This is a genomic window from Demequina aurantiaca (assembly GCF_000975135.1).
Taxonomy (GTDB): Bacteria; Actinomycetota; Actinomycetes; order Actinomycetales; family Demequinaceae; genus Demequina; species Demequina aurantiaca.
Genome location: NZ_BBRF01000001.1, coordinates 865,920 through 890,527, shown reverse-complemented (window position 1 = coordinate 890,527; position 24,608 = coordinate 865,920). Strand labels below are relative to the sequence as shown.

21 protein-coding genes are annotated in these 24,608 nt (G+C 65.3%); 5 read left to right on the top strand and 16 right to left on the bottom strand.

Annotation, left to right across the window (positions count from 1 at the left end):
• Positions 1-95: 95 nt before the first annotated feature.
• The 8 genes from AOP73_RS03965 to hisC form a co-directional block, all read right to left on the bottom strand.
• The gene (locus AOP73_RS03965) at positions 96-1,364 is read right to left on the bottom strand and encodes a DUF6716 putative glycosyltransferase (RefSeq protein WP_152650524.1); all 1,269 of its coding nucleotides are present in this window, start codon (positions 1,362-1,364) and stop codon (positions 96-98) included.
• Positions 1,365-1,385: 21 nt separating this feature from the next.
• Positions 1,386-4,148 carry a glycosyltransferase family 4 protein gene (locus AOP73_RS03960; RefSeq protein WP_061963300.1) on the bottom strand — a complete coding sequence of 921 codons (2,763 nt, stop codon included), beginning with the start codon at positions 4,146-4,148 and terminating at the stop codon, positions 1,386-1,388.
• A gap of 88 nt (positions 4,149-4,236) precedes the next feature.
• The gene (locus AOP73_RS03955) at positions 4,237-5,112 is read right to left on the bottom strand and encodes an N-acetylneuraminate synthase family protein (RefSeq protein ID WP_061963299.1); all 876 of its coding nucleotides are present in this window, start codon (positions 5,110-5,112) and stop codon (positions 4,237-4,239) included.
• Positions 5,105-6,274 carry an acylneuraminate cytidylyltransferase gene (locus tag AOP73_RS03950; RefSeq protein WP_061963298.1) on the bottom strand — a complete coding sequence of 390 codons (1,170 nt, stop codon included), beginning with the start codon at positions 6,272-6,274 and terminating at the stop codon, positions 5,105-5,107. Before AOP73_RS03950 ends, AOP73_RS03955 begins: the two co-directional genes overlap by 8 nt.
• Positions 6,267-7,238, bottom strand: a complete 972-nt coding sequence (locus AOP73_RS03945; RefSeq protein WP_061963297.1) for a hypothetical protein — start codon at positions 7,236-7,238, stop codon at positions 6,267-6,269. The genes AOP73_RS03950 and AOP73_RS03945 overlap by 8 nt, the downstream gene beginning before the upstream one ends.
• Before the next feature lie 96 nt (positions 7,239-7,334).
• Positions 7,335-8,096, bottom strand: coding sequence for an ABC transporter ATP-binding protein (locus AOP73_RS03940; RefSeq protein ID WP_061963296.1), 762 nt, complete (start codon positions 8,094-8,096; stop codon positions 7,335-7,337).
• On the bottom strand, positions 8,089-8,949 hold the full coding sequence (locus tag AOP73_RS03935) for an ABC transporter permease (RefSeq protein WP_061963295.1): 861 nt from the start codon (positions 8,947-8,949) through the stop codon (positions 8,089-8,091). Before AOP73_RS03935 ends, AOP73_RS03940 begins: the two co-directional genes overlap by 8 nt.
• 208 nt (positions 8,950-9,157) lie before the next feature.
• Positions 9,158-10,261 (bottom strand): histidinol-phosphate transaminase, encoded by a 1,104-nt coding sequence (hisC, locus tag AOP73_RS03930; RefSeq protein WP_061963294.1) that lies wholly within the window; start codon positions 10,259-10,261, stop codon positions 9,158-9,160.
• A 37-nt stretch (positions 10,262-10,298) separates the two neighbouring features.
• On the opposite strand from hisC, the gene AOP73_RS03925 reads away from it, so the two are divergent.
• Positions 10,299-10,691 (top strand): phage holin family protein, encoded by a 393-nt coding sequence (locus AOP73_RS03925; RefSeq protein WP_160295429.1) that lies wholly within the window; start codon positions 10,299-10,301, stop codon positions 10,689-10,691.
• Here AOP73_RS03925 and AOP73_RS03920 read toward each other — a convergent pair.
• Together AOP73_RS03920 and AOP73_RS03915 are read right to left on the bottom strand one after the other, a co-directional pair.
• Positions 10,688-12,130: a hypothetical protein gene (locus AOP73_RS03920; RefSeq protein WP_152650523.1), complete on the bottom strand. Its 1,443-nt coding sequence runs from the start codon at positions 12,128-12,130 to the stop codon at positions 10,688-10,690. The two genes, AOP73_RS03925 and AOP73_RS03920, sit on opposite strands and share 4 nt — an antisense overlap.
• A gap of 41 nt (positions 12,131-12,171) precedes the next feature.
• Positions 12,172-12,471 (bottom strand): hypothetical protein, encoded by a 300-nt coding sequence (locus AOP73_RS03915; protein ID WP_061963291.1) that lies wholly within the window; start codon positions 12,469-12,471, stop codon positions 12,172-12,174.
• Positions 12,472-12,588: 117 nt separating this feature from the next.
• Between AOP73_RS03915 and purB the strand changes: the two genes are divergently transcribed.
• Positions 12,589-14,022 carry an adenylosuccinate lyase gene (gene purB, locus AOP73_RS03910; RefSeq protein ID WP_061963290.1) on the top strand — a complete coding sequence of 478 codons (1,434 nt, stop codon included), beginning with the start codon at positions 12,589-12,591 and terminating at the stop codon, positions 14,020-14,022.
• Between the two features lie 92 nt (positions 14,023-14,114).
• Here the strand turns inward: purB and AOP73_RS03905 are convergent, their stop codons facing one another.
• Positions 14,115-15,512 carry a mercuric reductase gene (locus tag AOP73_RS03905; protein WP_061963289.1) on the bottom strand — a complete coding sequence of 466 codons (1,398 nt, stop codon included), beginning with the start codon at positions 15,510-15,512 and terminating at the stop codon, positions 14,115-14,117.
• Between the two features lie 109 nt (positions 15,513-15,621).
• Positions 15,622-16,320 carry an MOSC domain-containing protein gene (locus AOP73_RS03900; RefSeq protein WP_061963288.1) on the bottom strand — a complete coding sequence of 233 codons (699 nt, stop codon included), beginning with the start codon at positions 16,318-16,320 and terminating at the stop codon, positions 15,622-15,624.
• 72 nt (positions 16,321-16,392) lie between these two features.
• On the opposite strand from AOP73_RS03900, the gene AOP73_RS03895 reads away from it, so the two are divergent.
• Both AOP73_RS03895 and AOP73_RS03890 read left to right on the top strand, forming a co-directional pair.
• Positions 16,393-17,190 carry a CPBP family intramembrane glutamic endopeptidase gene (locus AOP73_RS03895; RefSeq protein ID WP_061963287.1) on the top strand — a complete coding sequence of 266 codons (798 nt, stop codon included), beginning with the start codon at positions 16,393-16,395 and terminating at the stop codon, positions 17,188-17,190.
• 29 nt (positions 17,191-17,219) lie between these two features.
• Entirely contained in the window at positions 17,220-19,769 is a 2,550-nt protein-coding gene (locus tag AOP73_RS03890; RefSeq protein ID WP_061963286.1) for a lysylphosphatidylglycerol synthase transmembrane domain-containing protein, read from the top strand.
• A 31-nt stretch (positions 19,770-19,800) separates the two neighbouring features.
• On the opposite strand, the gene AOP73_RS03885 is transcribed toward AOP73_RS03890, so the two are convergent.
• Positions 19,801-20,139 (bottom strand): hypothetical protein, encoded by a 339-nt coding sequence (locus AOP73_RS03885; RefSeq protein WP_061963285.1) that lies wholly within the window; start codon positions 20,137-20,139, stop codon positions 19,801-19,803.
• A 225-nt stretch (positions 20,140-20,364) separates the two neighbouring features.
• Between AOP73_RS03885 and AOP73_RS03880 the strand changes: the two genes are divergently transcribed.
• Complete coding sequence (locus AOP73_RS03880; protein ID WP_061963284.1) at positions 20,365-21,393, top strand: cytochrome c biogenesis CcdA family protein; 1,029 nt, start codon at positions 20,365-20,367, stop codon at positions 21,391-21,393.
• 93 nt (positions 21,394-21,486) lie between these two features.
• Here the strand turns inward: AOP73_RS03880 and AOP73_RS03875 are convergent, their stop codons facing one another.
• The 3 genes from AOP73_RS03875 to dnaB all read right to left on the bottom strand — a co-directional run bounded on the left by AOP73_RS03875 (position 21,487) and on the right by dnaB (position 24,326).
• Positions 21,487-22,167 (bottom strand): redoxin family protein, encoded by a 681-nt coding sequence (locus AOP73_RS03875; protein WP_201774489.1) that lies wholly within the window; start codon positions 22,165-22,167, stop codon positions 21,487-21,489.
• A 145-nt stretch (positions 22,168-22,312) separates the two neighbouring features.
• On the bottom strand, positions 22,313-22,891 hold the full coding sequence (locus tag AOP73_RS03870) for a redoxin family protein (protein ID WP_061963283.1): 579 nt from the start codon (positions 22,889-22,891) through the stop codon (positions 22,313-22,315).
• Between the two features lie 67 nt (positions 22,892-22,958).
• Positions 22,959-24,326, bottom strand: a complete 1,368-nt coding sequence (gene dnaB / locus AOP73_RS03865) for a replicative DNA helicase (protein ID WP_061963282.1) — start codon at positions 24,324-24,326, stop codon at positions 22,959-22,961.
• Between the last annotated feature and the right edge of the window lie 282 nt (positions 24,327-24,608).

Sequence of the window (24,608 nt, the reverse complement as noted above, 5' to 3'; positions counted from 1 at the left end):
GCCGTGCGGTGCATATGTGCGGCGGGAAGCAGCATTTGTGCCTGGCCCCGCTAACTTACGCAAGCGTAGGCTACGGAACCGTAGGTTGGCAATACTTAGGCGTCGACCGACCGTGTCTCCAACTCCAGGGAGCGCGCCGATCGTGCTCGCTCGCCCCTCACCACGACCTCCCGTGCCGCGAGGGCGGGACGGATGATGAGCCCCGTCGACAACCTACGCCACCGGGTGTCTGCGGACCCGAGTGCTTGCGCACGCACCCGCATGCGCCTCACCTTGCCACGCGCGCCCGCGGGGGTAACAGCGACGGGCCTGCGTTCTCTGAGGTCCGCCAGTAGCGACCGATCCTCCGCGAGTGCCGTTGCAGCCTGCACCCAATTGGACTCGTGCGCGTCATGAAAGTAGTTCTCGTACATCCAACACGGATCTGGCTCGGGGAAGTCCAGCCGCGCGAGACGGTCGAGGTCGCCCCACAGCCCGCTTCCCTCGAATACCAGGTTGAGGTTGTCCGCTGACACCCCAAAATCTCGCAACACCATGGTGGGGACACCCATGCCGACGGCCTCGAGCGCCGCGGTCGAACTCACGGTCACGAGCCCACGGGCATCGTCGAGGTAGGTGCTGAGTGCGCCACGGACAAATCTGAGGTTGCGTGGCCGCTCGACTCGCAGTTCACGGGCCAGCGCGGGGAACGAGGCAAATTCGCTGTGTGTCTGAGCCTCGTCCTCGTCGCCGCGAAGCTTCACGAGTACGGGGGTCGACGGGTTCTCCTGGGCCACGTGGACCAGGCCGTCGAGCAGCCTTCGCCGCTCCGCGCGCGTCCCCGGCACCAGGGCCTGCGGGGCGAATACCACCGCTCCCGATGTACGCGGGGCCACGAATTGGGCACCCGGGTGCGCGTGCTCTATCAAGGTCGCGAGGGTTACCTGAGGGCCCCCGTTCCGATTAGCCGCGTCCACGGCCTCCCGTTCGTGCCTGCTGTGAACGACAAGCATGTCTGCGTCCGCCCGGAAGTCGAGCCCACGTCGCGTGGGAGGAAACCACAGACCCGGGATGCCGGTGACGATCACTGGCCGCTCCGGTAACTGGGTGAGAATCTCCGTAAAGAGGAACTCGATGAGCGGGCCCCGGCAGGCCAACACCAAGACGTCCACCCCAGCCTGGATCTTCTCCTTCGCCTGCGCGAAGGCAATGACCGGAACATCGACCCACCGGCCAGCCACGGCATCGGCGCGTTGACGCGAGCTGGGGGTGACCGAGTTGCGGACAACCACCACCTCCACCTCCCACTCCGATGGGAGATCGCGTGCGCGGGAGACTCCCCACTTGAGGTACGAATCGGAGTCCGCGAGGACTAGTGCGCGCATACGGGCCCCCACGTGGAGCGCCTAGCGGCGCCGGGATACATGTGGCCGTACTCGGCGCCAGGCGCGCTGAGTCGCGTTGCGCAGCGTCCATCGGTCGAGCTCGCGCGCGTTGATGCCGAATCGCGAGAAGTCCACCGCGACCGCCGTCTTGAAGGTCTCGTCGTTGTCGGCGAGCAGATAGCCGGTCCGCAGCAACGCGAGCGCGTAGTCACGCTCACCTCCCGCGAGCCACGCCGCCGCGAGCGCGCGCATGCCACCCGGAGTCGGATTCGAGCGCGCGAGTTGCCTCGAGAGCACCCGCGCCTCGTGGAAGCGTTCCGCACGCACCGCCCTGGAAATCTCCCGGATCGGAACCGCGCCCCCCGCGATCCCGGAGGCCGGCGCGTCCGTCAGCGCGGCGAACGCGGAGGCTCCCTCCGCCCGCACCACCGCCAGTAGCCGCTCAGAGAAGGCCTCTGCGCTAAACATGTCGACAACTTCACCAAATGCCGCCTGGTCTGGCTCGGTCTCGAGCACCCTCATGATCGCGTCGAGGGCCGCCTCGGGGCGGTAGTCGGCAAACGACTCGTAGCCGGGAACGCCGGCCATGATCTCGTGGGTCCCCACGCCTGAGTAGCTGACCACGCGACGCCGGGCGGCGATGGCTTCGAGGGCGGACAAGGGCATCGGGTCGTCGATGCTCGAGAGAAAGAACACGTCCGAGGAGTCGAGTGCCGCCTCCGTTCCCGCGCGGGACAGGTGACCGGTCCAGTTCACACGGTCGGACAGAAACAGTTCAGGGGTCGGATTCCCACCGCCGACCCAGGTGAAGTCGATGTCAAGGCCGCGTTCGGCCGCGAGCTCCGCGACCTGCGAGAACAGCGTCGCTCCCTTGCGCGCCTGCACCGAACCGACCATGACCACCGACGAGCGCTCACGGATAGGAGCAACCTCGCGTGGGCGGTCGACCACCCCCGCGCTGGTGTTGAAGATGGTGCGGGAGGTGGGAATGCCCATCTCCGTGAACATCTGTCGCTGGGCATCGGAAACGCACAGCATCACCGCTCCGGGCAGCGCCTCGAGCATCGCCGCGTGCGAGCTCCTGAAGGCGGCATGTTCCCTCTCGACCACTGCGCGGGTCTCGTGCGCGTACACGAATGGCGTCCGTCCGGCACCGCGCAGCCTCTCCACGAGGGTCGACATCCATGGCTTCACCCAGAAAGGTCTCAGGCTGTTGATAATGACGATCTCGTCGGCGTCGAGTTCCGCTAGAACGTCGCTCACTGACGCGTACTGCATCACGTCGATGAGCCGCACCTCACCCTGTCCGGTCGCCGCGAGGTGGCGGGCGAACGCCATGATGGGTAGCGAAACTCCTACACGCTGGATGAATCGCTCCCCCAGCACTGCGATGCGTACCGTCGGGGCGGGTGGCCGAGCGAGATCCGCGAGGGCCCGCGCGCGACGAGTAGCGTGCGGCACTACCGGGGCTACGGCCCCGTCGGTCCCGGCATGTTTGGGGTGGGGAGAGAGCGCGACGTGAGCGCGCGCGTCATCCACCGGTGCCTCGATCACCGCATCGATGATGGCGGCCACAACGTCGGCCTCAACGTCCGCATTCATGCGCAGGAGCGCGTCGGGGACGATTCCGGCGGCGTTGGCGCGGAACACGCCTCGCTCGCGAAACTCCGTGAGCACCTCGAGTGCCTCGTCCACCGAATACGTGTTGCGCAGCAACTCGCTCTTGAGTTGCGGCATCACGACGTTGACGTCGGGGATACCCACAAAGACCATCGGCACCCCGGCGGCAAGCGTGTCAAGGTACGAGGTCGAGAACCAGGTGAGGGCCACGTCAAACTCGCGAAGGTGCGAGTCGCCCAGCGTTACCCCTGGGCCGAGCACGGTGACTCGCGGGAGCGACTCGAGAAATCGCAGGTGAGAGTCGTCCGAGGACGGATGGGGCTTGATGGTGACGCGATCACCGCGTTCGACGACCGACACCAGGGCCTTCAGCGCGTTCCGATGCGCGCCACGGGAGGTCTTGCGCTGGCCGGCCAGCGGCTGATCCATGATCAGCACGTCGAGAGGCTCGCGTGCGTCGCCGCGGCGACGCAGATCCTCCTTGTGCTCGTACGCGCCGGCGAGCTGCACGTCGGCGGAGTGCATGACGGATCCCGTAACACGCACCTCCGGGACTGTGCCGGCCTCGGCCAGCTTCCCCAGGAGTCGCTGGCGCCCTTGAGTTCCCCACACGCACACTCGGTCCACGCCCGACGTGCCGTAGTACCAGTTCTGGTCCTGCCGTCCGAGCGACATGACCCGCGACTCAAACTCCAACGTGCCGTCCTGAATGAGCACCACTGCGGCCGTCGGGTGGGCGGCCCGAACCACGCATCGCCCCCGCACCGACTGGTCGTTGAAGAGCACCACACGGTCCACGCCACGGTTCTCGATCCACCGGCGGAGCTCCCGGGTGATCACCTCGCCGAGGTCGGCTGCCGCGACGTGCGGCCGAGCATCCAGGACGTTCTCGACCACCGGCAGGCCGGGGTGGCTCGCCCACTCCTCAGCGACCCACGCCGAGATCAACCCACCCGCGTCAGCGGTCACGAGCGACACCTCGGTGGCGGGGTCAAGCGCGGCTGCGAGCCGGGCCACAATGCGCACGGCGTTCCTGTTCTCGACGAAGAACGCGACGCTGGTCGCGACAGGAAATTTCTCCTCAGCATCGGCGACCCCGGGCAGACTGGCCGCGCCCGCGATAGGCGCCGAGGCATCGGCCGCCGTGTGTGTGATCGTTTCCATGGATCCTTAACCTCGAATGTGGCGGTGCCGCGCCACGCGCAATCGCTGCGGGTGACGCGGCACCTTTCGCCGATGACGTGTTGCTGGGTTACGCGCCGACGCGACGCAGCTTGCTCAGCGGAGCCTGCTCACCGGGGAAGACGCGCTTGACACCGTCGCCCAGGCCGGTCTCGATGATGCGAATATCGCGCACCAGGTGGTCGAGCCCCTGCGGCTCAAGCGAGGCGGCGTGGTCGCTGCCCCACATCGTGCGGTCGAGGGTGATGTGGCGCTCGACGACGCAGGCGCCCAACGCGACCGCGGCCAGCGAAATCTGCAAGCCGGGCTCGTGGCCCGAGTAACCCGTGGGGACGCCGTAGCGCTCCATCAGCGTCGGGATCATGCGTAGGTTCGCTTCCTCGGGGGGAAGCGGGTAGGTCGAGGTCGCGTGCAGGATGATCAGGTTGTCGAGGCCCAACGTCTCAACCGCTGCGTCGACCTGCTCGATCGTAGACATGCCGGTAGACAGGATGACGGGCTTGCCGGTCTCCCGGATCTTCGCGAGCATCGACAGGTCGGTGACCGAGGCGGAGGCAATCTTGTATGCCATGGCGTCGCGGTCCTCGAGGAAATCGACGGACGGCTCGTCCCATGGGGAGGCGAACCAGTCCATGCCCTTGGCGTGGCAGTACGCCGCAATCTGGTCGTACTCCTCCTTCTCGAACTCCACCTTGTAGCGGTAGTCGAGGTACGTCATGGTGCCCCAGGGCGTCTCGCGAGGGGTGTCCTTCATGTGCTCCGGCGTGGAGATTGCGGGGGTGCGCTTCTGGAACTTGACCGCCTGGCAGCCGGCGTTCGCAGCCACGTCGATGAGCTGCAGCGCAGTCTCGACGCTGCCGTTGTGGTTGAGGCCGATCTCGGCGATCACATAGACGGGTCGGCCTTGGCCGATCTGGTTGGAACCGATGGTGACAACTTCAGACATTGTGGGGACTCCTTCCGGCGAGGATCATCTCCGCGAGTTCGCGAAGCGCTCCGCGCCCGCCGTTCCGGGTCAGGGTGATCCGGGCGGCCCTTTGGGCTAATGGATGGGCATCTGGGACTACAACTGGCCACCCCACAACCTCAAGGCAACCAACGTCATTCACATCATTACCGACGTAAATCACGCTCGAGAGCGGGATTCGCCGTTGTTCACACCACTGCCGCAAAACGTTCACCTTCTCGTCAACGCCGTACACCGTTTCGACACCCAATTTGCGTCCGCGGGCCTCAACAACCGGGTTGCGTTCCTTGGACAGGATCAGCATGGGCAGCCCCGCGTCGCGCAACATTCCGAGGCCCATCCCGTCCGAGCGGCTCACCGTCACGGACTCGGTTCCGTCCTCGGAGACCTCGACGCGGTCGTCGGTGTGGACGCCGTCAAAGTCCATGACGAGCGCTTGTGCGTCGATGGCTTGAGCCTCGTCGAGGACGGGGGCGAGCGCGCGTGCCATCTCCAGCTCCGCTGGTTCGTCTATCTCCAGGCCCGATGCCGCGGTCACCTCCTGGATTCCCACGCGGCCGAAGAAGCGGAACCGGTGGCGCTCCAACCCGGCGGCATCCATGACGTAGAACGCGCCAGTCTCCTGGAAGTGGGGCTCGCGGTCCTGCCGGCGTGGACGGAACGAATGGTCGTGGTTGACACCCTGGGCACCGTGCTCGGCGTTCTGCCACAGAAATGCATACGTCTCGAACGCGGAGAACACCACGTCCTCGTCGCCGTCCTGGACGCGCGCGACTGCCCGGTTCAGCGCATCGGCGTCGATGAAGGGAGAGGTTGCCTGCATGAACACCACGGTGCTGGGCGAGAGGCCCGATTCACGGATGGCCGCAAGCGCGTGCAAGATCGCGTCCTCCGACGTGGCCTGATCGCCAGCGAGGTCTGCGGGACGGCGGACGATGCTGGCACCGGCCTCGCGCGCGGCGACGGCTATCGCTTCGTCATCGGTGGAGACGTACACGGCGCCGATGCGGGGGGCGGCGAGCGCGGTCCGTACGGCTCGGGCGACGAGAGGAACGCCACCGACCCTGGCCACGTTCTTACCTGGGACTCCTTTGGAGCCACCGCGAGCGGGAATGATGGCGATGGCCGTAGGTTCAGACACGAGCGACTGCTCCCCTGGGCTTCGCGATGCGGCGCAGCGTGGTGCGCAGCGCTTCGTCGGCGCTCTTGGTGAGCCAGTCCTCGGGGACCGGGAACACCGTAAGTTGGACACCGTCCGGCAGGATGTTGCGCAGCGTGGCGACCACGCTGGACGGCAGGGTGACGACCGCGGTGAGTTCGCGCGACGACGCAAGCACAATCTCGATCGGTAGCACCGCCTTGCGCACTTTCAGGCCCTTAATCTCCTTGAGTCGCTTGAGGCTCTTGCTCTTCTCGCGCCGGTGCGGAAAGTAGACCGTGGCGCCCGCAGCCACCTGGGCTTCGACCCAGGAGCGGTACGGCGATCCCTTGACGTAGCCATCGTCGTGGAGGGCGCTGCCAAGAATCACGGATTGCATCGCGCCGTCATCTTTCACGAACTTGGTTCTGCGCACCCACCGGTACTTGTTGTGCAACACTCGGCCCCCCGCATGCGCAAGGGCATGCAGCTCCTCGTCACGGGAGTAGGCGGTGAATGCCCGCAGGCCACCGGTCGTCAACGTGTGGTGGAGGCGCCTCCCGGCAATCGTCCCCAGCCGGCGCGCTAGCCACGACTCGGTGCGGCCGTGGCGTGCCAGCGGACGGTTCTCGCGCACCTGGTCTACGAATCCCAGCATCGCGGAGCCATCATCCACGGCGACCAGGTCACGCACGCCGGTGAGCGCGACGGCCAGCCTGAACTGACCTGAGTATGGGTCGCCGGCAAGGCGCTCGCGGGCGACGATGAATGGGGACAGGAACGCGAAGTTCCACACGCCAGCGATCTGCACGCCCTCCGGCAGGTGAGGGGCGAGCACGTCGGCGGTGTATTGGAGTTGCTTGGAGTTGGCGCGCAGGCAGATGCGCAGCGGCTCACCGGTCGCGGCGGCGTACTCCACCGCATTAACCAGTTGTAGGGGCGACTCCACCCAGGCGACTCTCGTCATAGGCGCCATCGCACCACACGGATCTGAACGCGCGGTTAAAGAAAGGTGGCCGCCAGGCGACGGTTAGTCGTACCCCACGGCGAGCTTTGGCGCGCCCTACTTCTTTGCGGAGGCCTGGTAGGCCTTCACCACCGTCTTGGGGTCACCATCCATCTTGAGGTTGCCGTGGTCAATCCACAGCACGCGCGTGCACGTGTCCAGGATGGAGCGCATCGAGTGGCTCACCAGGAACACCGTCCCAGCCTGCTCGCGCAGATCGCGGATCCGCTGCTCCGACTTGTCGCGGAAGGCCTTGTCTCCCACGGCGAGCGCCTCGTCGACCAGCAGAATCTGGTGATCACGCGAGACCGCGATGGAGAAGCGCAGGCGTGCCTGCATGCCGGAGGAGTAGGTCTTCATGGGCAGATCGATGAACTCCGAGAGTCCGGAGAACTCCACGATGTCCTCGTACTGTGCCTCGGCGTCGGCCTTGGAGTGCCCCATCGCGAGCGCACCCAAGAGAACGTTCTTTTCCCCCGACAGGTCAGGGATGAGGGCGGCATTCACACCAAGCAACGCGGGTCGGCTGGCCGCATAGACGGCGCCCTGGGTCGCGGTCGTCAGTCCGGCGATGGTCCGCATCAGCGTCGACTTGCCTGAGCCGTTGTGGCCGATCACGCCGATGGATTCGCCCTCGCGGACCTCGAAGGAAACACCCTTGAGGGCGTGCACCACGCGGATGCCCTTCTGGCGCTTGAACAGCGATCCACCGTTGGCGAGGGCCTTGCCGGACGCGTGCGTGCGGTACTCCACGTGAACGTCGTTCGCGACAACGATGGGGGCACCCAGTTTGGGGGGAGCGGTGGGGGTCTCAGTCACGACCGTACCTTTCCTCCGCGCGCCAGAAGAAGATCACGCCCACCACCAGCATCGTGATGGATGACCCGATCACGACCCACCACATAGTGGGCGAGGCCTCGTTTCCGGTCACCATCTGGGCGCGCACCAGCGTAATGAAGTCGTGGATGGGGTTGAGCTCAACGACCTTCAGCACCCATGCCGGCTTGTCCTCAAGCACCTGCTCGAGCGAGTAGAAGATTCCCGACGAGTAAAAGAGGATGCGCGTGAGCAGCGGAATGATCTGCGTCACGTCACGCAAATGAACGGTGAGTCGCGCGGAAATGAGCGCGATCCCGAGGTTGAACATCGTCATGAGCGCCAGAATCACCGGCACGAGCAACCACGCCCAGGTGATGGGCTCCCCAAATCCGACGATGATGAGTGTCATCACGGCGATGATGGGGACAAGCTCGAATACCTGCTGGATCACCGCTGCGATGGGCAGCAACATCCGAGGAAAGTTCAGGCTCCGCACGAGCGAGGCATTGCTGGTGATCGACTTGGCGCCAGCGCTGAACGACTTTGAGAAGAACTCGAAGATGAACACACCCACCACGAGGAACGGCACAAAATTGTCGGGACGCGAATCGCTCGACATGATCACGCCGAAGATGGTGCCGAAGATGATCGCCGTGAAGATGGGCCGGATGACGATCCAGCCCAGTCCCAGGCGGTTCTCGCTCATCGTGGCCTGGATGCGATACCTCGCCAGCGTGTAGGCGAAGTGGCGGCGAGCCCAGAGTTCCTTCAGGTACTCACCCAGCGGCGCGCGAGCGCCCACGCGTTCGAGACCGGCATCCGTCGCTAGCTTCTCGTAGTCGGTATCCGTCACGCGTCGGCCCCCGCGATAGCGCGCGCAGGAGCGCAGGCGCGTCGCGTCATCTGAGTCATGTGGGGCACAGGTGTCCTCATTCGGGGTCCGTGGAGCGCGGCATTTTGGGAGCCGCGTGGAGGCTAGTCTGCCAAGATTCTAGTTCACGCGCCACAATCGCCCGCATTCCGGGCACGTCGCGTCGCACCCCAAACAAACGTGCGACCGCCTATTTCCGCTCCCGGAATGCGCTCAGGCCGCCCAGCATCGCATCGTTTTCCGCCACGGTTCCGATCGTGACGCGCACACCGTCGCCGGCGAACGGGCGCACCAGGACGGACGGCTCACGGGCCCCGAGCGCCTGCGCGAGCGGCACCGCGTCATCGCCCACGGGCAGCCAGAGGAAGTTGCCATCAGCATCGGGAACCTCGAAGCCGAGCTCACGTACCGCCGGCACGACGCGGTCGCGTTCGGCCACCACCTGAGCGACTCGCTCGAGCAACTCGTCGGTCGCATCGAGCGAGGCCACCGCCGCGATCTGCGCGATCGAGGACACCGAGAATGTCGTCACACAGGCTCGTACGGGCGCGATCAAATCCTCGGGACCCACCGCATAGCCGATGCGCAGGCCGGCCAGGCCGTACGCCTTGGAGAACGTGCGCACCAGGATGAGATTGGGGTGCCGGTCCAGCGCACGGGGCCCATTGACGGTCTCCGGGTTGCGCACAAACTCGACGTACGCCTCGTCCAACACCACCAGCACGCGACGTGGCACGGCAGCCATGAAGGCCTCGAACTCGTCGTGAAGGATGCTCGGTCCGGTGGGGTTGTTGGGTGAGCAGAGGATGACTACCTTGGTGCGCTCTGTGACGGCCGCAGCCATCGCGACCAAGTCGTGCCGACCATTCGCCGCGTTGGGCACCTGCACCGACTCGACTCCACTGATGGCGGCGATGATGGGATACGCCTCGAAACTGCGCCACGCGTAGACGGCCTGGTCGCCCGCGTCGCAGTAGGCCTGGAGCACGTGAGCAAGCACGGCGACCGAGCCGCCCCCGGTGGCTACGTTTGCCTCGGACAGACCCACATGCGCGGCGAGCCGCGCGTGGAGTTCAACTGATGCCGCATCCGGGTAACGGTTGACCGCACCGGCGGCCCGCGCGATCGCCTCGGCAACCGAGGGCAGCGGCCCAAAGGGGACCTCGTTGGACGACAGCTTGATGGGTGGCGCGGCATCCACCGCGCCACGCGCACCGGGCACGTAGCGAGGCATAGCGCCGACGACTGCGCGAGGCCGCGGGGTGGAATTTTCTGAAGACGGCGGTGTGGACATGGGTCAAGCATCCCACCCACGTGCCACAATTCACTTCATGAGATTCCTTTTGAATTCGATCATCATGGCCGTCGCGGTGTGGTTCGTCACCATCCTGCCGTTCGACGTCGCCGTTGAGGGCGGGGACAACTCCACCTGGGCGCGTCTGCTCGTCTTCCTGCTGGTCGGCGCGGTCATGGCGGCCGCGAATGCGATCATCTACCCGATCGTCAAGGTCCTCGCGTTCCCCATCATGATCCTTACGCTGGGTCTGTTCTCGCTGGTCATTGCATGGTTCATGCTGTGGCTGACCGCGTGGCTCACCACGCTGGTCCCCTGGGCAGACCTCACCATCGGCGGGTTCTGGGACACGCTATGGGCAGCCGTCGTGATCGCGATCACGAGCGGCATTCTGGGCGCCATCATTCCCGGTGCTGGCAAGGGTGACTAACTAGCCATAGGCGGTTCCGGCTGCACACCGGGCGATGGGCTGGGCTGAGGCCGCGGGATCTCGTCAACGGGTGCCGCCACGGGTGGCGACGGCACCACGGGCACATACTCCTTGAGCGTGCTGGTCTCACCGGTAAAGAAGCCCGCGGCCGAGTCACGCCATGCGCTCGCCGAGGACCCCGCGCCGCCAGCGTCGACCAACGCACCTGTCGTGGCATACGCCGGGAGGCTATGCGCATCGGGGATGGTCTGGCCGAGGCTCCTGGCCCGTGGGTCCTCTGAATACCTCAGGTCTCGCTCCACCGTGGTTCGCGTCGGGGTGTTCGGGTTGGGCACGGCATCCAGGCCACTCACCAGGTCCTCGGTGTGTTCGAGTTGCAAGACATTGACCGATGGCGGCAGGGACATGCGCCCCACGGGGCTTCCCACCGTCACCACGTGGGTCACAGTGAACTCGTCAAGAAACTCGGGGCGCGAGGCAAGGGCGACGGCGTTGATTCCACCCTGACTGTGCCCGGCCAGCATGACCTCCTCGCCTGGCTCGATGCCAGCCGCGCGCATGGCCTCCACCACGGCCATCTGAGCGTCGGTCGACTGCTCCACCATCGCCGCCAGGTTGGCCTGGGCGTCGTGAGGATTGTCAGCATCAAGGCCCCAGTCCTCCGTCCCAGGAATCGTCACCACAAAGGAACGCGTGCCGTCCGCATGTGTGATCGTCTCGATGGAGACCGAGCCGTCCATGCGGTTCTCTTCGTCCTGAATTCCGTTCATGAGGTCCGCTACTCCGGTCGGCTGCCGAGCCGCGTAGCTGGTTTCGCGCTCCTTGACCGTGATCGCGTGGCCCTCTCCGAAGAGTCCCTCAAGCGTGGACAGCACCGCCGCAAGTGCATAGACCGTTGCGGGAAACCCCACCGCCGACGAGTCCAGCTTGGCAGCCATCCATTGCGCAGTGTCCTTATTGAGAAATCCCGTGGTGGGTGGCAGCCCCTCCGGACGGATTGAGCCCGCAACCCTTTGGGGCGCCCCCGTCATCAGGAGGGGAGGCGTTGCGACCAGCACTCCGGCCGCCCACACGTGACGCGTCACCCACCATCCGGTCCCCCACATCGAGGTGATCGCTCCTCCGGCGCGGGTCATCGCGCTCACGTGACTCATCGCTGCCTCCTCTGCCTCGTTAAAGTGGGTAGCCACCGCCCTCAGACGATCACCCAATCCGTAGGCACTCAAACTCACCGGGCCCGTGCCATAGCTTCCCACCTGCGCATCTGCCAGCGCATTCTTGACACGTTCGGCGGCGCGACGAGTCGCATCGCCACCACGCTCGTACGCTTCGATGGCCCGGCTCTCCACCGCGCTGAGACTCATTCCGGCGTCTTCCAGCAGATCCCTCAGGGAACGGATGATCCTCGCGGCCCGCTCGAGGTCTTCAATCACGGCCACCTGGCCGCCCGCTCCTCCATAACTCCGTACCGAGTCGGCCATCATTCTCCGTTCATGTGGGCAACAAATCTCAGGTGCCTATAGAGACGGTCTGCCTCGTGCACGTGATTGCGCAACAACGTCACGTCCCGGGTGAGGTCGTCGAGCTCGCCGCGGTACGTGTCCGCGAGAACGGACTGCCAGCCCATCACGCTGGCCATCTGAAGATCGCGTAGCGCGGTGTCGATCGAGTCGAGAGCCGCCATCAGCGGAAACAACGGCAGGTACAGCGGCGCTTTGGGAAAGTAGTCGGGCGTCGCATTCGCGTCTACCACGACATAGAGATCGTCGTTGTGGCTCATGCTTTGACGCTAGGCAAAGCCGAGCCCCCGCACCCCAGCCCGCGGTGATCTGTGGATAACTTCCCAGGGCGCGACCCGCGCGCGGGCGCATCGGTGGAAAAGTGGAACAATGGGCGCGTGACTTCCTGGACTGCACTCGCTGACATCACTCCTGCCATCGCCCTCGGGCCCCTCGACGGTCGCTACCGCGGCGCCGTGGCTCCGCTGGTCGACCATCTGTCGGAGGCCGCGCTCAACCGCGCCCGCGTCCACGTGGAAGTCGAGTGGGTCATCCACCTGACGGACCAGGGCGCGGTCCCTGGCACGTCACCGCTGACCGATGCCGAAAAGAGCTACCTACGCAACGTCGTCGAGACCTTCGCCGCCGATGAGATCGCGGAGCTCGCCGAGACCGAGCGGGTCACGGTCCACGACGTCAAGGCGGTGGAGTACTTCCTCAAGAAGCGTCTCGAGCGGGCCCCCGCAACGCTCGGCGCCGACACGCAGCTACCGGCGCTCAGCGAGCTCGTGCACTTCGCGTGCACGTCCGAGGACATCAATAACCTGTCCTACTCCGTCATGGTGCGCGGGGCCGTCGAGGACGTCTGGCTTCCCTCGGCATCGGCTTTGGTCGGCCAGATTGGCGACATGGCTAAGGCCAACGCCTCGCAGCCGATGCTGTCGCGCACCCACGGCCAGACGGCCACCCCCACGACGCTCGGCAAGGAACTAGCGGTGCTCGCGCATCGTCTGGGTCGCCAGCTCATGCGCGTGCGCAACCAGGAGTTCCTGGGCAAAATCAATGGCGCGACCGGTACGTACGGCGCGCACGTCGCGGCCGTGCCCGACACCGACTGGGTTGCCGTCTCCAAGTCCTTTGTCGAGCACCTGGGACTGACGTGGAACCCGCTGACCACTCAGATCGAGAGTCACGACTGGCAGGCAGAGTTGTACGCGGACATGGCTCGCTTCAACCGCATCCTGCACAACCTCGCCACCGACGTGTGGACCTACATCTCCTTGGGCTACTTCGCGCAGGTGCGCGGTCAGGGCACGGTCGGTTCCTCGACCATGCCGCACAAGGTCAACCCCATTCGATTTGAGAACGCTGAGGCCAACCTCGAGATCAGCTGCGCGCTGCTCGACACCCTAGGCGCCACGCTCGTCACCAGCCGCATGCAACGTGACCTCACCGACTCGACCAGCCAGCGCAACATCGGACCCGCGTTCGGCCACTCGCTGCTCGCGATCGCGAACGTCGCGAAGGGCCTGGACGGCTTGGACGTGAACCCCTCCCGCCTGGACGAGGACCTTGACGCCAACTGGGAGGTACTGGGCGAGCCCATCCAGTCCGCGATGCGCGCGGCTGGCATTGCGGGCACACCCGGCATGGAGAACCCATACGAGCGGCTCAAGGACCTCACTCGCGGCCGTCGCATCGGCGCGGACGACGTGACTGTCTTTATCAAAACACTGGGCCTGCCCGCAGATGTCGAAGAGCGCCTCGTCAAGCTCACTCCTGCCAGCTACACCGGCCTCGCCGAGGACCTGGTCGCCTACCTAGGCAAGTAGCTGGTTTACTCCACCGCAACCGCAACCGCACTCCACCCCTCGCGCCACCCGCTATTGGTCCGATTTCGCACGGCCTGAGCGGTCCGCGCGCGCTATTGGTCCGATTCCCCCGGCGCCTCGAGCGCACCGTAGAACGTGGGCAGGAACTCTGCCGACGTCGGATGAATGGGGAGCCAGGTCGCGAGCGCGGATGCCGGCGCGTCCACGTGCATCAGTACTGAAACCGCCTGTACGGCCTCGTCGCCGTACAGCCCAAAGAACGACGCACCCACCACGCGATCCTTGTCCTTGTCGACCACGAGCTTCCACAGGCCCTCGGTCTCGCCGTCGAGCGCCGCCTTGGTCACGCCATCCCCGGGAGTGATCGCTACCTCCACATTCAGCCCCGCGTCCTGGGCCTGCGTGAGGGTCATGCCCACGCGGCCTAAGGGCGGATCAGTAAACAGTCCGTAAGTGGGGATGCGGCCCGCGACCGTCATGTCGCCCCCGCCCAGGTGGTCCGCCAGAATCGTGCCATCCTGATAGCTCGTGTGGGTGAAGGCTCCGCGCCCATTGACATCACCGACCGCGTAGACACCGTCCACATTGGTGGCGAAGTGCTCGTCGGTAGAAATGTAGCCATGCTCGTCCGTCTCGACGCCAACGGTCTCGAGTCCAAGGTCGTCACTGTTGGGGATTCGTCCCGCCGCTACGAGCACGTGACTGGCATCGAGGTTGTCACCACCGTTGAGGTGAAGCCGCGCGCCGCCTTCTGTCACATCGATGCGGGAGACCCCCACACCTTCGCGAACGTCGAGTCCCTCTCGGCGCAACATTGAAGCAACGGCCTCGGAGATATCAGGGTCCTCGCGGCCGATGACGCGGTCGGCCATCTCAACGATCGTCACCTTCGAGCCAAACCGGGCGAACATCTGCCCGAACTCGAGGCCGATGTAGCTGCCACCGAGGACCACAAGGTGGTCGGGAGTCTCGGTCAGTTCAAGGATGCTGTGGTGGTCGAGCCAATTGATGCCATCAAGTCCGGGCACAGGTGGCGGGACGGAGCGTGCGCCAGAGTTGACGATGACGCGCTTGGCGGTGACGACTCCGCCGTCATGCTCGACGGTGAAGAGGTCGCCGTCGCGGCCGGTGAGCCGCGCAGTGGACAGGACGTAACTGATGGACTCGTGGTTCTTGTAGTAGTCGCTGCCACCCTCTCGCCATGCGTCGATGAGTTCGTCCTTGCGGGCGACGGTCTCCGCGAGGTTGACGGTCACGTCGCCGGTGTGGACGCCATGCTTGGCCGCGGTGCGTGCCAGGTGAGCCACGCGGGCCGATGCTCGCATCGCCTTGGTGGGCCGGCACCCGTCGTTCAGGCAGGTCCCGCCAAACGCGCGCTGCTCAAAGAGCGCAACCTTCTCGCCGCGACCGTCGAGCGCCGAGGCGAGGCCCGGGCCGGCCTGACCCGCGCCGATGATGATGGTGTCAAAGGACTGATGATGGAGTGCCATCTCCTCAGTATGCGCCACGGTCCGCACACGTCAACCAGGCTACGTCCGCTCCGTACATCGGGCATCGTCGGACGACCGCGTGCGAAGCGACGCGGGTTGAAAAGTTGATTTAGGGCACGGACGTCACTGGGAAGTGGACGGGGTCGCCGATCCGGACCGCTCCGGGTGTGACGACATCGCAGTAGATAGCGACACAGGCGTCACGGGTGTCGCCCAGCGCCTTGAGCCAGCGCGTGGTCTGCTCGACGCCGTCTTGCACCAGATCAATGGTGCGGCAACGCCCCAGCCGGCCGACAGGCCTCAGGACCGCGCCGCCCACGCCCACGTCGCCGCTCCACAACTCCTCCTCGAAGGGTTCCGAGGTCTCGACCACCATGTTGACCCGCAGTCGGCGCGGATCCGCGTCGACTCCTAGCTCGCGCGCGCACCACTCCAGCGTGGCGGTACCGACCACCGACACAGGACCCTCGTCAAAATGAGAAACGCCCTGCTCGGCGCTGACCCGTACCTCGGCCGCAAGCGCATCGGTCAACCGCGCGTCCAGCGCCGGATCCCCGACCGCCCATTCGGCCTCGCCGTCGGAGACCAGCACCGCAGCATCGGCCGTCCGGGCGGTAAACCCGAAGACCCCATCCCGCCGCACCATGCGCCGCGTGTTCTTACCCGAGGCGAACCGGCCGTCACCGTCGCTGACCGCGAAGGCACGATCTCCGGCGAAGCCGCGAGCCTCGACGTCAACCGAGTCGAGCGACTCGCCGCCCATCGACTTCACTGGATACCTGCGCAGGCTCGCCACCGTCTTGTCCATGAGCCCAGCCTAGGCTCGCTCGGGTGCCGCGGGAGCCGCATACGTTGGTCGCTCGTTAGAGTGAGCGTGACCATGGACGAATCACGCGCTGAGGGCGCCCTCACCCTGCCATCGCGCGGTCGGCTGCGCGCCGAGGTCGTCATCGTGCTGGGGTTGTCACTCGGCCAGGCTGCTATCTACGCCGCCATCCGGCTGATCGAGCGGTACCTCGCTCCGGCGCCCATCGGGAGTCAGACCTCGACCCTGAATCCCAGCCAGTCGGCGATCAACTACGTCGATCTGCTCATTCAGGTGCTGCGCATCGGGTTCTCTCTCATGCCCGTGGCCCTCGCCCTCTATCTCCTCTCCGCGAACGGGACCAGCGCGCTCAAGAGGCTGGGGCTCACCGGGCGCGGACGAGTGTGGTGGTCGGACATCGGCTGGGGCTTTGGTCTCGCCGCCGCCATCGGCATCCCTGGCCTCGGGCTCTATGCGGTGGGACGTGCGCTTGGTCAGAGCGTGAAGCTCAATACCTCAGGACTTCCGGACCAGTGGTGGGCGGCTGCGATTCTGCTGCTCTCGGCCGCCGCCGCCGCGATCCTTGAAGAGGGGATCGTGGTGGGATTCCTGGTGACCCGGCTCCGGGACATGCGCTGGTCCGTGCCCGCGGTGATCATCGCATCGGCGTTACTTCGCGGTTGCTACCACCTGTACCAGGGCTGGCCGATGGCGTTGGGAAACGTCGTCATGGGACTGGTCTTCGCGTATGTCTACGTGAGGCGAGGACGCCTCGCGCCGCTGATCATCGCGCACATGTTGTTGGATTCAGTGGCGTTCATCGGCCCTGAAATCATTCCCGCACACGTGCTGGACAGTCTTGGAATCACCTAGTTTTGTCAGTTACCTCATAGAATCGACCAATGGCTTCCGACCCCTCGACGCATGACTCCGCGCCTGCGCGTGCGTCCGCGGCAGAGGGATTGGTCACAGCAACCGCAGTCGACGGTCCCGCAGAGAACACGGTCGATGCCCCGACGGTGCAGATCATTGATACCCCCGAGGTGCGAGTCCACCGATTCTCGGACCTCCTTGCGTCGCTTGCCGCCGTACTCGGGGTGGTGCTGGTGTTGCTCATCGGCGCCTTCGCACACGAGACGACGATTGGCCTCAGCGAGGACATCAGTGGATTCTCGGCGTTCTTGCAGCGTCTGCTCGTGGCCCCCGTCAACGTCTTCTCCGGCATCGTCACCCTGGTGGTGCCGGCCCTCGTTCTCGGCGAACTCGCCCTGCGCAAGGAACCACGCCGCATGCTTGAGGTGCTTGGTGCCGCAGTTCTCGCCTTCATCGCAACGGTCATCGCCACCGCTACCACTGAACACTGGGGCGCCACCGAGCTCCTCGACAGCCTGTCCGTCCCCGGTGCAGGCGGCGTCATGGAGGTTCAGCTCCCCGCATACATTTCCGCGGTCGCAGCCATGCTCACGGCAGCGGGACGACGCACCGACCGCAAGATGCTGTCCGCTTCTTGGAACATCCTGTGGATCGCATTGGCCGTCGCCGCCATCTCCGGCATTGTGACCGTGCCGGCGGCCGTGGTGACCGTGCTGATTGGCCGGGCAGCTGGACTGCTGTGGCGCTACGCGCTCGGCTCAACCGCGGACCGTGCCTATGGAGATGCACTCGCCGACGGGATTCGTCGCGCCGGGTACGAGCCCAAGCGTCTGGTGCGCGCCGATGGCACCGATGGTGTGGCGTCCGCGGCCTCGATCGATCGCGTCTCCACGGCGATGGGCCGCACTCGTCAGGGTCGCGTCTACGAACTCACGACCGTGCAAGGTCATCAGCTTCTGGTCATCGCCCTCGATGGGGACCGCCAGGCTGCGGGGTTCTTTGCCAAATGGTGGAAGTCCATTCGCCTGCGCGGCATCAACGCGCGCGCCGACGTGGGACTGCGCCACACCGCAGAGGCCACCGCTCTCGTCTCGCACGCCGCACGGACCGCTGGGGTGCGCACCGCCCGCGTGCTGGGCATGAGCCACGTCCGCGACACCATGCTGCTGATCTATCAACGCCCGCTCGGCGTGCAACCGCTCGCTGACCTCCCCACCGAGGACATCAGCGACGAATTACTTGACACGATGTGGAAGGAAGTCGAGATCGCGCATCACGCGGGCATCTCGCACCGTTCGCTGAGTTCCGACACGATGCTGGTGGGCACGGACGATGCCACGGGCGACCCGATCGTGTGGCTCACGAGCTGGGAGCTTGGCGAGGTCGCCTCGTCCACCCTCGCGTGGCGCATCGACCGCGCGCAGATTCTCGCCATGACCGCGGTGAAGGTCGGCGCCGAGCGCGCCGTCGACGCCGCCTTCCGCAACCTGTCCACCGAGGAGCTCGAGCAGTCCGGCCCCCTGTTGCAGTCCATCGCGCTTCCGAGCACTACACGTCACGAGATCAAGCAGCAACACGGCGTCAAGGTGCTGCAATCCGTACGCGAGGCAATCGTGGATCGCCTCCCCGATGCCGACGTCGAGCAGGAGAACATCGCCCGCTTTGGCGTTCGGCAAGTGGTGATGATCAGCGCCGCCGTGGTCGCGATCTACCTCGTGCTCGGTTCCTTCAACACCGAGTCGATCCTCGACGCGTTGCGTGGCGCGAACTTTGCCTGGCTCGCCGCCGCCTTCATGATGGCCTTGCTCACCTTCGTGGGCGCCGCGCTCGCGATGGCCGCCTTCTCTCCCATCAAGCTTCCCTGGACGCGAGTGCTACTCGCGCAGGTGGCTGCCGCCTATGTCGCATTGGTTGCCCCCGCAGGGGTTGGCCCGGCCGCCCTCAACCTACGGCTGCTGACCAAGCGCAAGGTGCCGACCCCCCTCGCCGTGGCGACGGTGGCCCTCGTTCAGGTGTCCGCCGTCGTCGTGACTGTTCTTGGTCTGATCATCCTGACCCTCGCCTCCGGCTCGCAGGGAACGCTCACCGCACTTCCCAGCACCTCGGTCCTCGTGGGAATTGGCGCCGTGGTCGCGGTCGTTGCCCTGGCGCTCCTCGTCCCCAAGGTGCGTTCGTGGGTCGCGAAGAAGATCATGCCGATGGTGCGTCAGACATGGCCGCGTCTCGTCCAGGTCCTGGGCCAGCCATGGCGGCTGGTGCTCGGCCTTGGCGGGAACCTACTGATGACGGTCGCCTACGTGGCGGCCTTCCAGGCGACGCTTCTGGCCTTCGGCCAACATCTCGCCATCGTCGACGTTGCGGTGGTCTACCTGCTCGGAAATGCCGCCGGAGCGTTGATCCCCACGCCCGGCGGTATCGGCACCATCGACGCGGCGCTCGCCGCAGGACTCACCACTGCCGGACTCGATGCCGCCACAGCCCTGTCTGTTGCGCTGATCTTCCGACTGCTCACGTACTGGGCCCGCATCCCGCTCGGCTTCTTCGCAATGAAGTGGATGGAGAAGAAGGGCGAGCTGTAGCTCTCAGCACGTAATAGTTACGGGCAGTACTTCAGTCCCTCGTGGAGCCAAACTCGGAGTTCCGACGCACCACTCGGCCAGTTTCTGGGTCGAGCCGCATGGAGGACACCGCCGTGGCATCGCCGCATGACTCACACTCCTTGAAGCGCAGATCCAATGCCGGGCCGAACTCGCGAGTCGTCTGTTCGATCAATGCCTTGGTGTTTGCACGGCGCTCTGGATCATCTTTGATGTGCTCCGAGAACTCAGCCAGGGTGAACCAACGGACGTCCGATCCGCATTCCCCGCAGGAATCATTAAAGGGGCTCGAAAGAGCGTCCTTCGGTGCGTTGGTGTCATCACTCTGAGTTTGCGAGTCATGCGTGCTCATGCTGTGCTCCTCGTTGCACTGGAAGGGGTCACTCTGGCGTCCAATATCTCGTTTCGAAGCGTCTCACGTCCTCGGTGGTTCGACAAGTCGGAGGCGATCGACGTTGAGTGAGCGCCAACCATCTGACCGTCCTGACCCAAACCCATCGCGGCACGCCACCACTCCGAATAGCATTGGGGTCTCACCCTGAGGCACGCCCATTAAGACTTCGACAAGGGGACAACCATGCTCGACGGAACCGCCGCGGCGTACGCGCTGCTCCTAGGGGTGGTGGCCGCCTTCAACCCGTGCGGTTTCGCCCTCTTGCCCGCCTACATCACCGTACTGGTGACCGGTAGCGCCGAGGAAGGCGTCACCCGGCCGATGGCGGTGCGGCGTGCGCTGCTATTTGGACTGGCCATGACGCTGGGTTTCATGGCGGTCTTCACCGCGTTCGGACTGCTGTTTGGCGGTGTGAACGCGGGCCTGCAGGGGTCGATCCTGCCGTACCTGTCCTACGTCACCGCCGCGATGGGCGTCATCCTCATCTGGCTCGGAATCGTGCTTGCGAAGGGCGGCGAACTCAAGGGACCGGGACTGCGCCTGAATTCCAATGCCCCGGGCAAGTCCTTTTGGTCGCAGACCGCCTATGGCGCATCGTTCGCTGTCGCATCCCTCAGCTGCACCATCGGGCTCTTTCTCGCGATCGTCACGCAAGCCCTGGCCGCGACCAACCCGCTCGGCGCCGTGGCACCGTTCATCATCTATGGTCTCGGCATGGGGACGTCAATCCTGATCGTCTCACTCATCGCCGCGCTGGCTGGCTCGGGTGTGGCCAGCGCGTTGCGCTCCAAGACGCCGGCCATCATGCGGGCCGGCGGAGTGCTCATGATTCTCGCCGGCATTTACGTGCTGCTGTTCGGCCTCTCGGAGATCCTGCCCAAGTTCGGCATCCATACGCTCGACCCGGTGCTCACCACCACCGCGAAATGGCAGGGCTCGGTGACGTCCGCCATTCAGTCGTGGGGGACGCCGGTGCTGATCGGCCTGGTCGTCGTGACCACGCTGGTTGTGCTGTGGGTCTTCGTCGCAGGCAAGACCAAGAAGGGCGCCAATGCCGCGGCAGCCCCCGCTTCGATGTCACCCGAGGCAGGGGGCGGGGACTCGGTGGCACTCCACGGCACGACGGAGCCCACACCCTCAGCCAAGAAGTCCGGCCCACGCATCGCGGATGCCTCCACTCTTGACGCCATCCGCGGATCCATCAAGAAGTAGTCCGCGGACGTAGGCCCCGAGCATTCGAGGCGCCAGAAAGCACTCAGCCGCAAGCACCTCGCGGTGCTTGCGGCTGAGTTCAGCGGTATCGAGCTAGCTTGCGGCCAGCTCGTTCGCGGCGTCGATGACGCCCTGTGCGCTGAGCGAGCCAGGCAGGGTCTCGACCGTGCCGTCGTCGTTGATGAAGGCAAACGCTGGCTGGTAGGCCACGTTGAATCCCGACCACAGTGATCCGTCCTCGTCCACGAGGTGGTCAAAGTCCTCGAGGCCGTACTTCGCGGTGAACTCCTTCATCGCGCCAACGTCTGAGCGTCCCGGAACACCGACGATGCTTACGCCCTCGGGAAGGTTGGCAGCGGCGGCCGCGATCTCGCTCGCCTCGGCCTGGCAGGTGGGGCACCACGGTGCCCAGAACCACAGCAGGGTGTCCTTGCCGGCAAGCGAGACACCGTCGAACTCCGCGCCGTCCGCCAGCGTGGTCGTGGTGAACTCCAACTGCTTGGGGACGTCGATGTTTGCTGCGGGCTCTTCGGATTCTTCCTTGGCCATCGCCTCGTCATCGGACATGGCGTCCTCAGCCATGGCATCGTCCGTCATGGCGTCGTCTTCCATGGCGTCGTGGCTGGGCGTGGGCTCCATGGCATCCGCCGATGCCGTGGCAGCGGCGGCGCTTGGGGATTCGGCTGGCGCGTCGGCGCCGCTCGAGCAGGCGGCCAGCGTGAATCCGGCCACCGCCACGAGGCTAATGGTGTGAAGCGAGGTACGTAGGTTCATGAGGGTGTTCCTTTCCGGTGGCGGAACGAACGGCGGAATGCTTTGATTCCATAGCTGCCCTTGATGGGCACACTCTCGCTCCACCGCGATTGCCCACTATTCGGAGCCCTCCGCGAAAAGGATGGGTTTGACTCGCGGCCGCAGGCTAGTTGTTGAGCAACTCGTTGGCGTAGTAGTCGATGTCGTCCGCGGTCAGTCCGCCACCGGACCCCTGCATGGTGCCATCGTCATTGACGAAGATGAACGCCGGCTGTGAAACCACGGAGAAGTTCGCCCAGATGCTGCCGTCGGTGTCCGCGAGATGCTCAATGCCACCCACGCCATAGTCGGTCACAAACTCCTGCATGGCCGCCGGGTCGTCCGACCGTCCCGCCACGCCCATCATGGTGACGCCCTCGGGCAGTCCGTCGATCGCCTCCGCGATGATCGGTGCCTCTGCTGCACACGTCGGGCACCACGGTGCCCAGAACCACAGCACAACGTCCTGGCCAGCCAACGAGGTCGCGTCGAAGTCCTCGCCCGACATCACGGTCATGGCGGTGAAATCGAACGGGCTCGCTGCCTGGGAAGTGGACTCGTCCGCGTCCGGGCTAGCACTGTCTGCCTCGCCGGCCGGGGCAGTCGCGCCGCCCGATGCGGGGTCAGCGTCTCCCGCGCACCCTGCGAGGAGCAGCGCGAGTCCAGCGGTGGTCGCTCCAATAAAGGCCCGAACCTGAAGAGTCATGACGAGGTCCTTCCGGACGGTGAGGCATGTGCGATCGCGCGGCGCGCGCGTTCGTGAATGCTCCACGCTACATGTCGGGCGCCATGTCCGCGAAGTGCGCGAAGTCCTTACGGAAGGCGACGGCGATGGTGTCGGTGGGCCCGGCGCGGTGCTTCGCGATGATGAAGTCCGCCTCACCAGGGCGGTTGTCCCGGTCGTACGCGTCTTCGCGGTGGAGCAGGATCACAATGTCGGCGTCCTGCTCGATCGAGCCCGATTCACGCATGTCCGAGAGCATCGGCTTCTTGTCGCCGCGCTGCTCAGCCCCACGGTTCAGCTGCGAGATGGCGATGACCGGCACCTCGATCTCCTTGGCGAGCAGCTTGAGTGCACGCGAGAACTCGGAGACTTCCTGCTGCCGCGACTCCACCTTGCGGCCGGAGCTCATCAGCTGGAGGTAGTCGATCACCACGAGTTGTAGATCGTGCTGCTGCTTGAGTCGGCGGCACTTGGCGCGGATCTCCATGAGCGACATGTTGGGGCTGTCGTCAATGAAGAGCGGAGCCTTAGAGATCGACGCCGCAGTCTGCGCGAGCCGCTCCCAATCGTTTGGACCCATGGGGCCCTTGGTGAGCTTGGTGAGCTTGACGCTCGACTCCGCGGACAGCATTCGCTTGGTGATTTCCTCGCGGCTCATTTCCAGCGAGAAAATGACGGAGGCCTTGCCGGCACCGATGGCCGCCGCCCGGCAAATGTCGAGGCCAAGCGTGGACTTGCCGATGGCGGGTCGCGCGGCAATAACCACCATCTGCCCCTTCTGCAGTCCACCGGTGAGCTCGTCGAGCTCACGGAAACCGGTGGGGATGCCGCGCATCGAGCCGTCCCTGATCGATGAGGCTTCGATCTCATCGATGGTGCGCTCCATCACCTCGCCAATGGGGAGGTAGTCCTCGGAGTTGCGTCGCTCGGTGACCGCGAAGATCTCCGACTGCGCGCTGTCCACGATGTCGTCCACCTGCGAGCCGTCGGCCTCGTAGCCCATGCCCGCGATGCGCGTACCGGCCTCAACCAACTTCCGCAGGATGGACTGCTCGCGCACGAGGCGCGCGTAGTAGCCGGCGGATGCCGCGGACGGAACCATGGAGATCAACGTGTGCAGGTACTCGGCGCCGCCGATGCGGCTAATCGATCCATCGCGCTGGAGTTCGGCGCTCACCGTCAGCGCGTCCACCGGGTTGCCGGAGTTGTAGAGCTTGACCGTGACATCAAAAATGGTCTCGTGCGCCGGCTTGTAGAAATCATCGGCACGAATCGTCTCGATGACGTCGGCCATTGCGTCCTTCGACAGCATCATCGCTCCGAGGACACTCTGCTCGGCTTCGAGGTTCTGGGGCGGGAGTCGATCGAACGATGCGGCGTCATTGCCGTAGGGAGGAGCCATCTCGTCAATAGACATCGGTGCTCTGTTCCTCTCTTCCAGCGTCGACCTTCGCTACTCAGCACGGGCCCCGCCGTGGGGGCGTGCCACCAGCCACTTTTTAAGTGTCTCGAATGGGACTGACACGCCACCCTATGGCTCGCCCGAGGCTACGCAAAACGGTGGAGCCTGGGACCCGTGGATAGGACGCGATTCTCCGTGGATGAATTGTGAACAACTCCCGTTGGGCCCTGTGGACACATATGTGTATTACCCGAAATCACTTCCACACGAACCCGATCTACCTGGGGTTTTATGCCC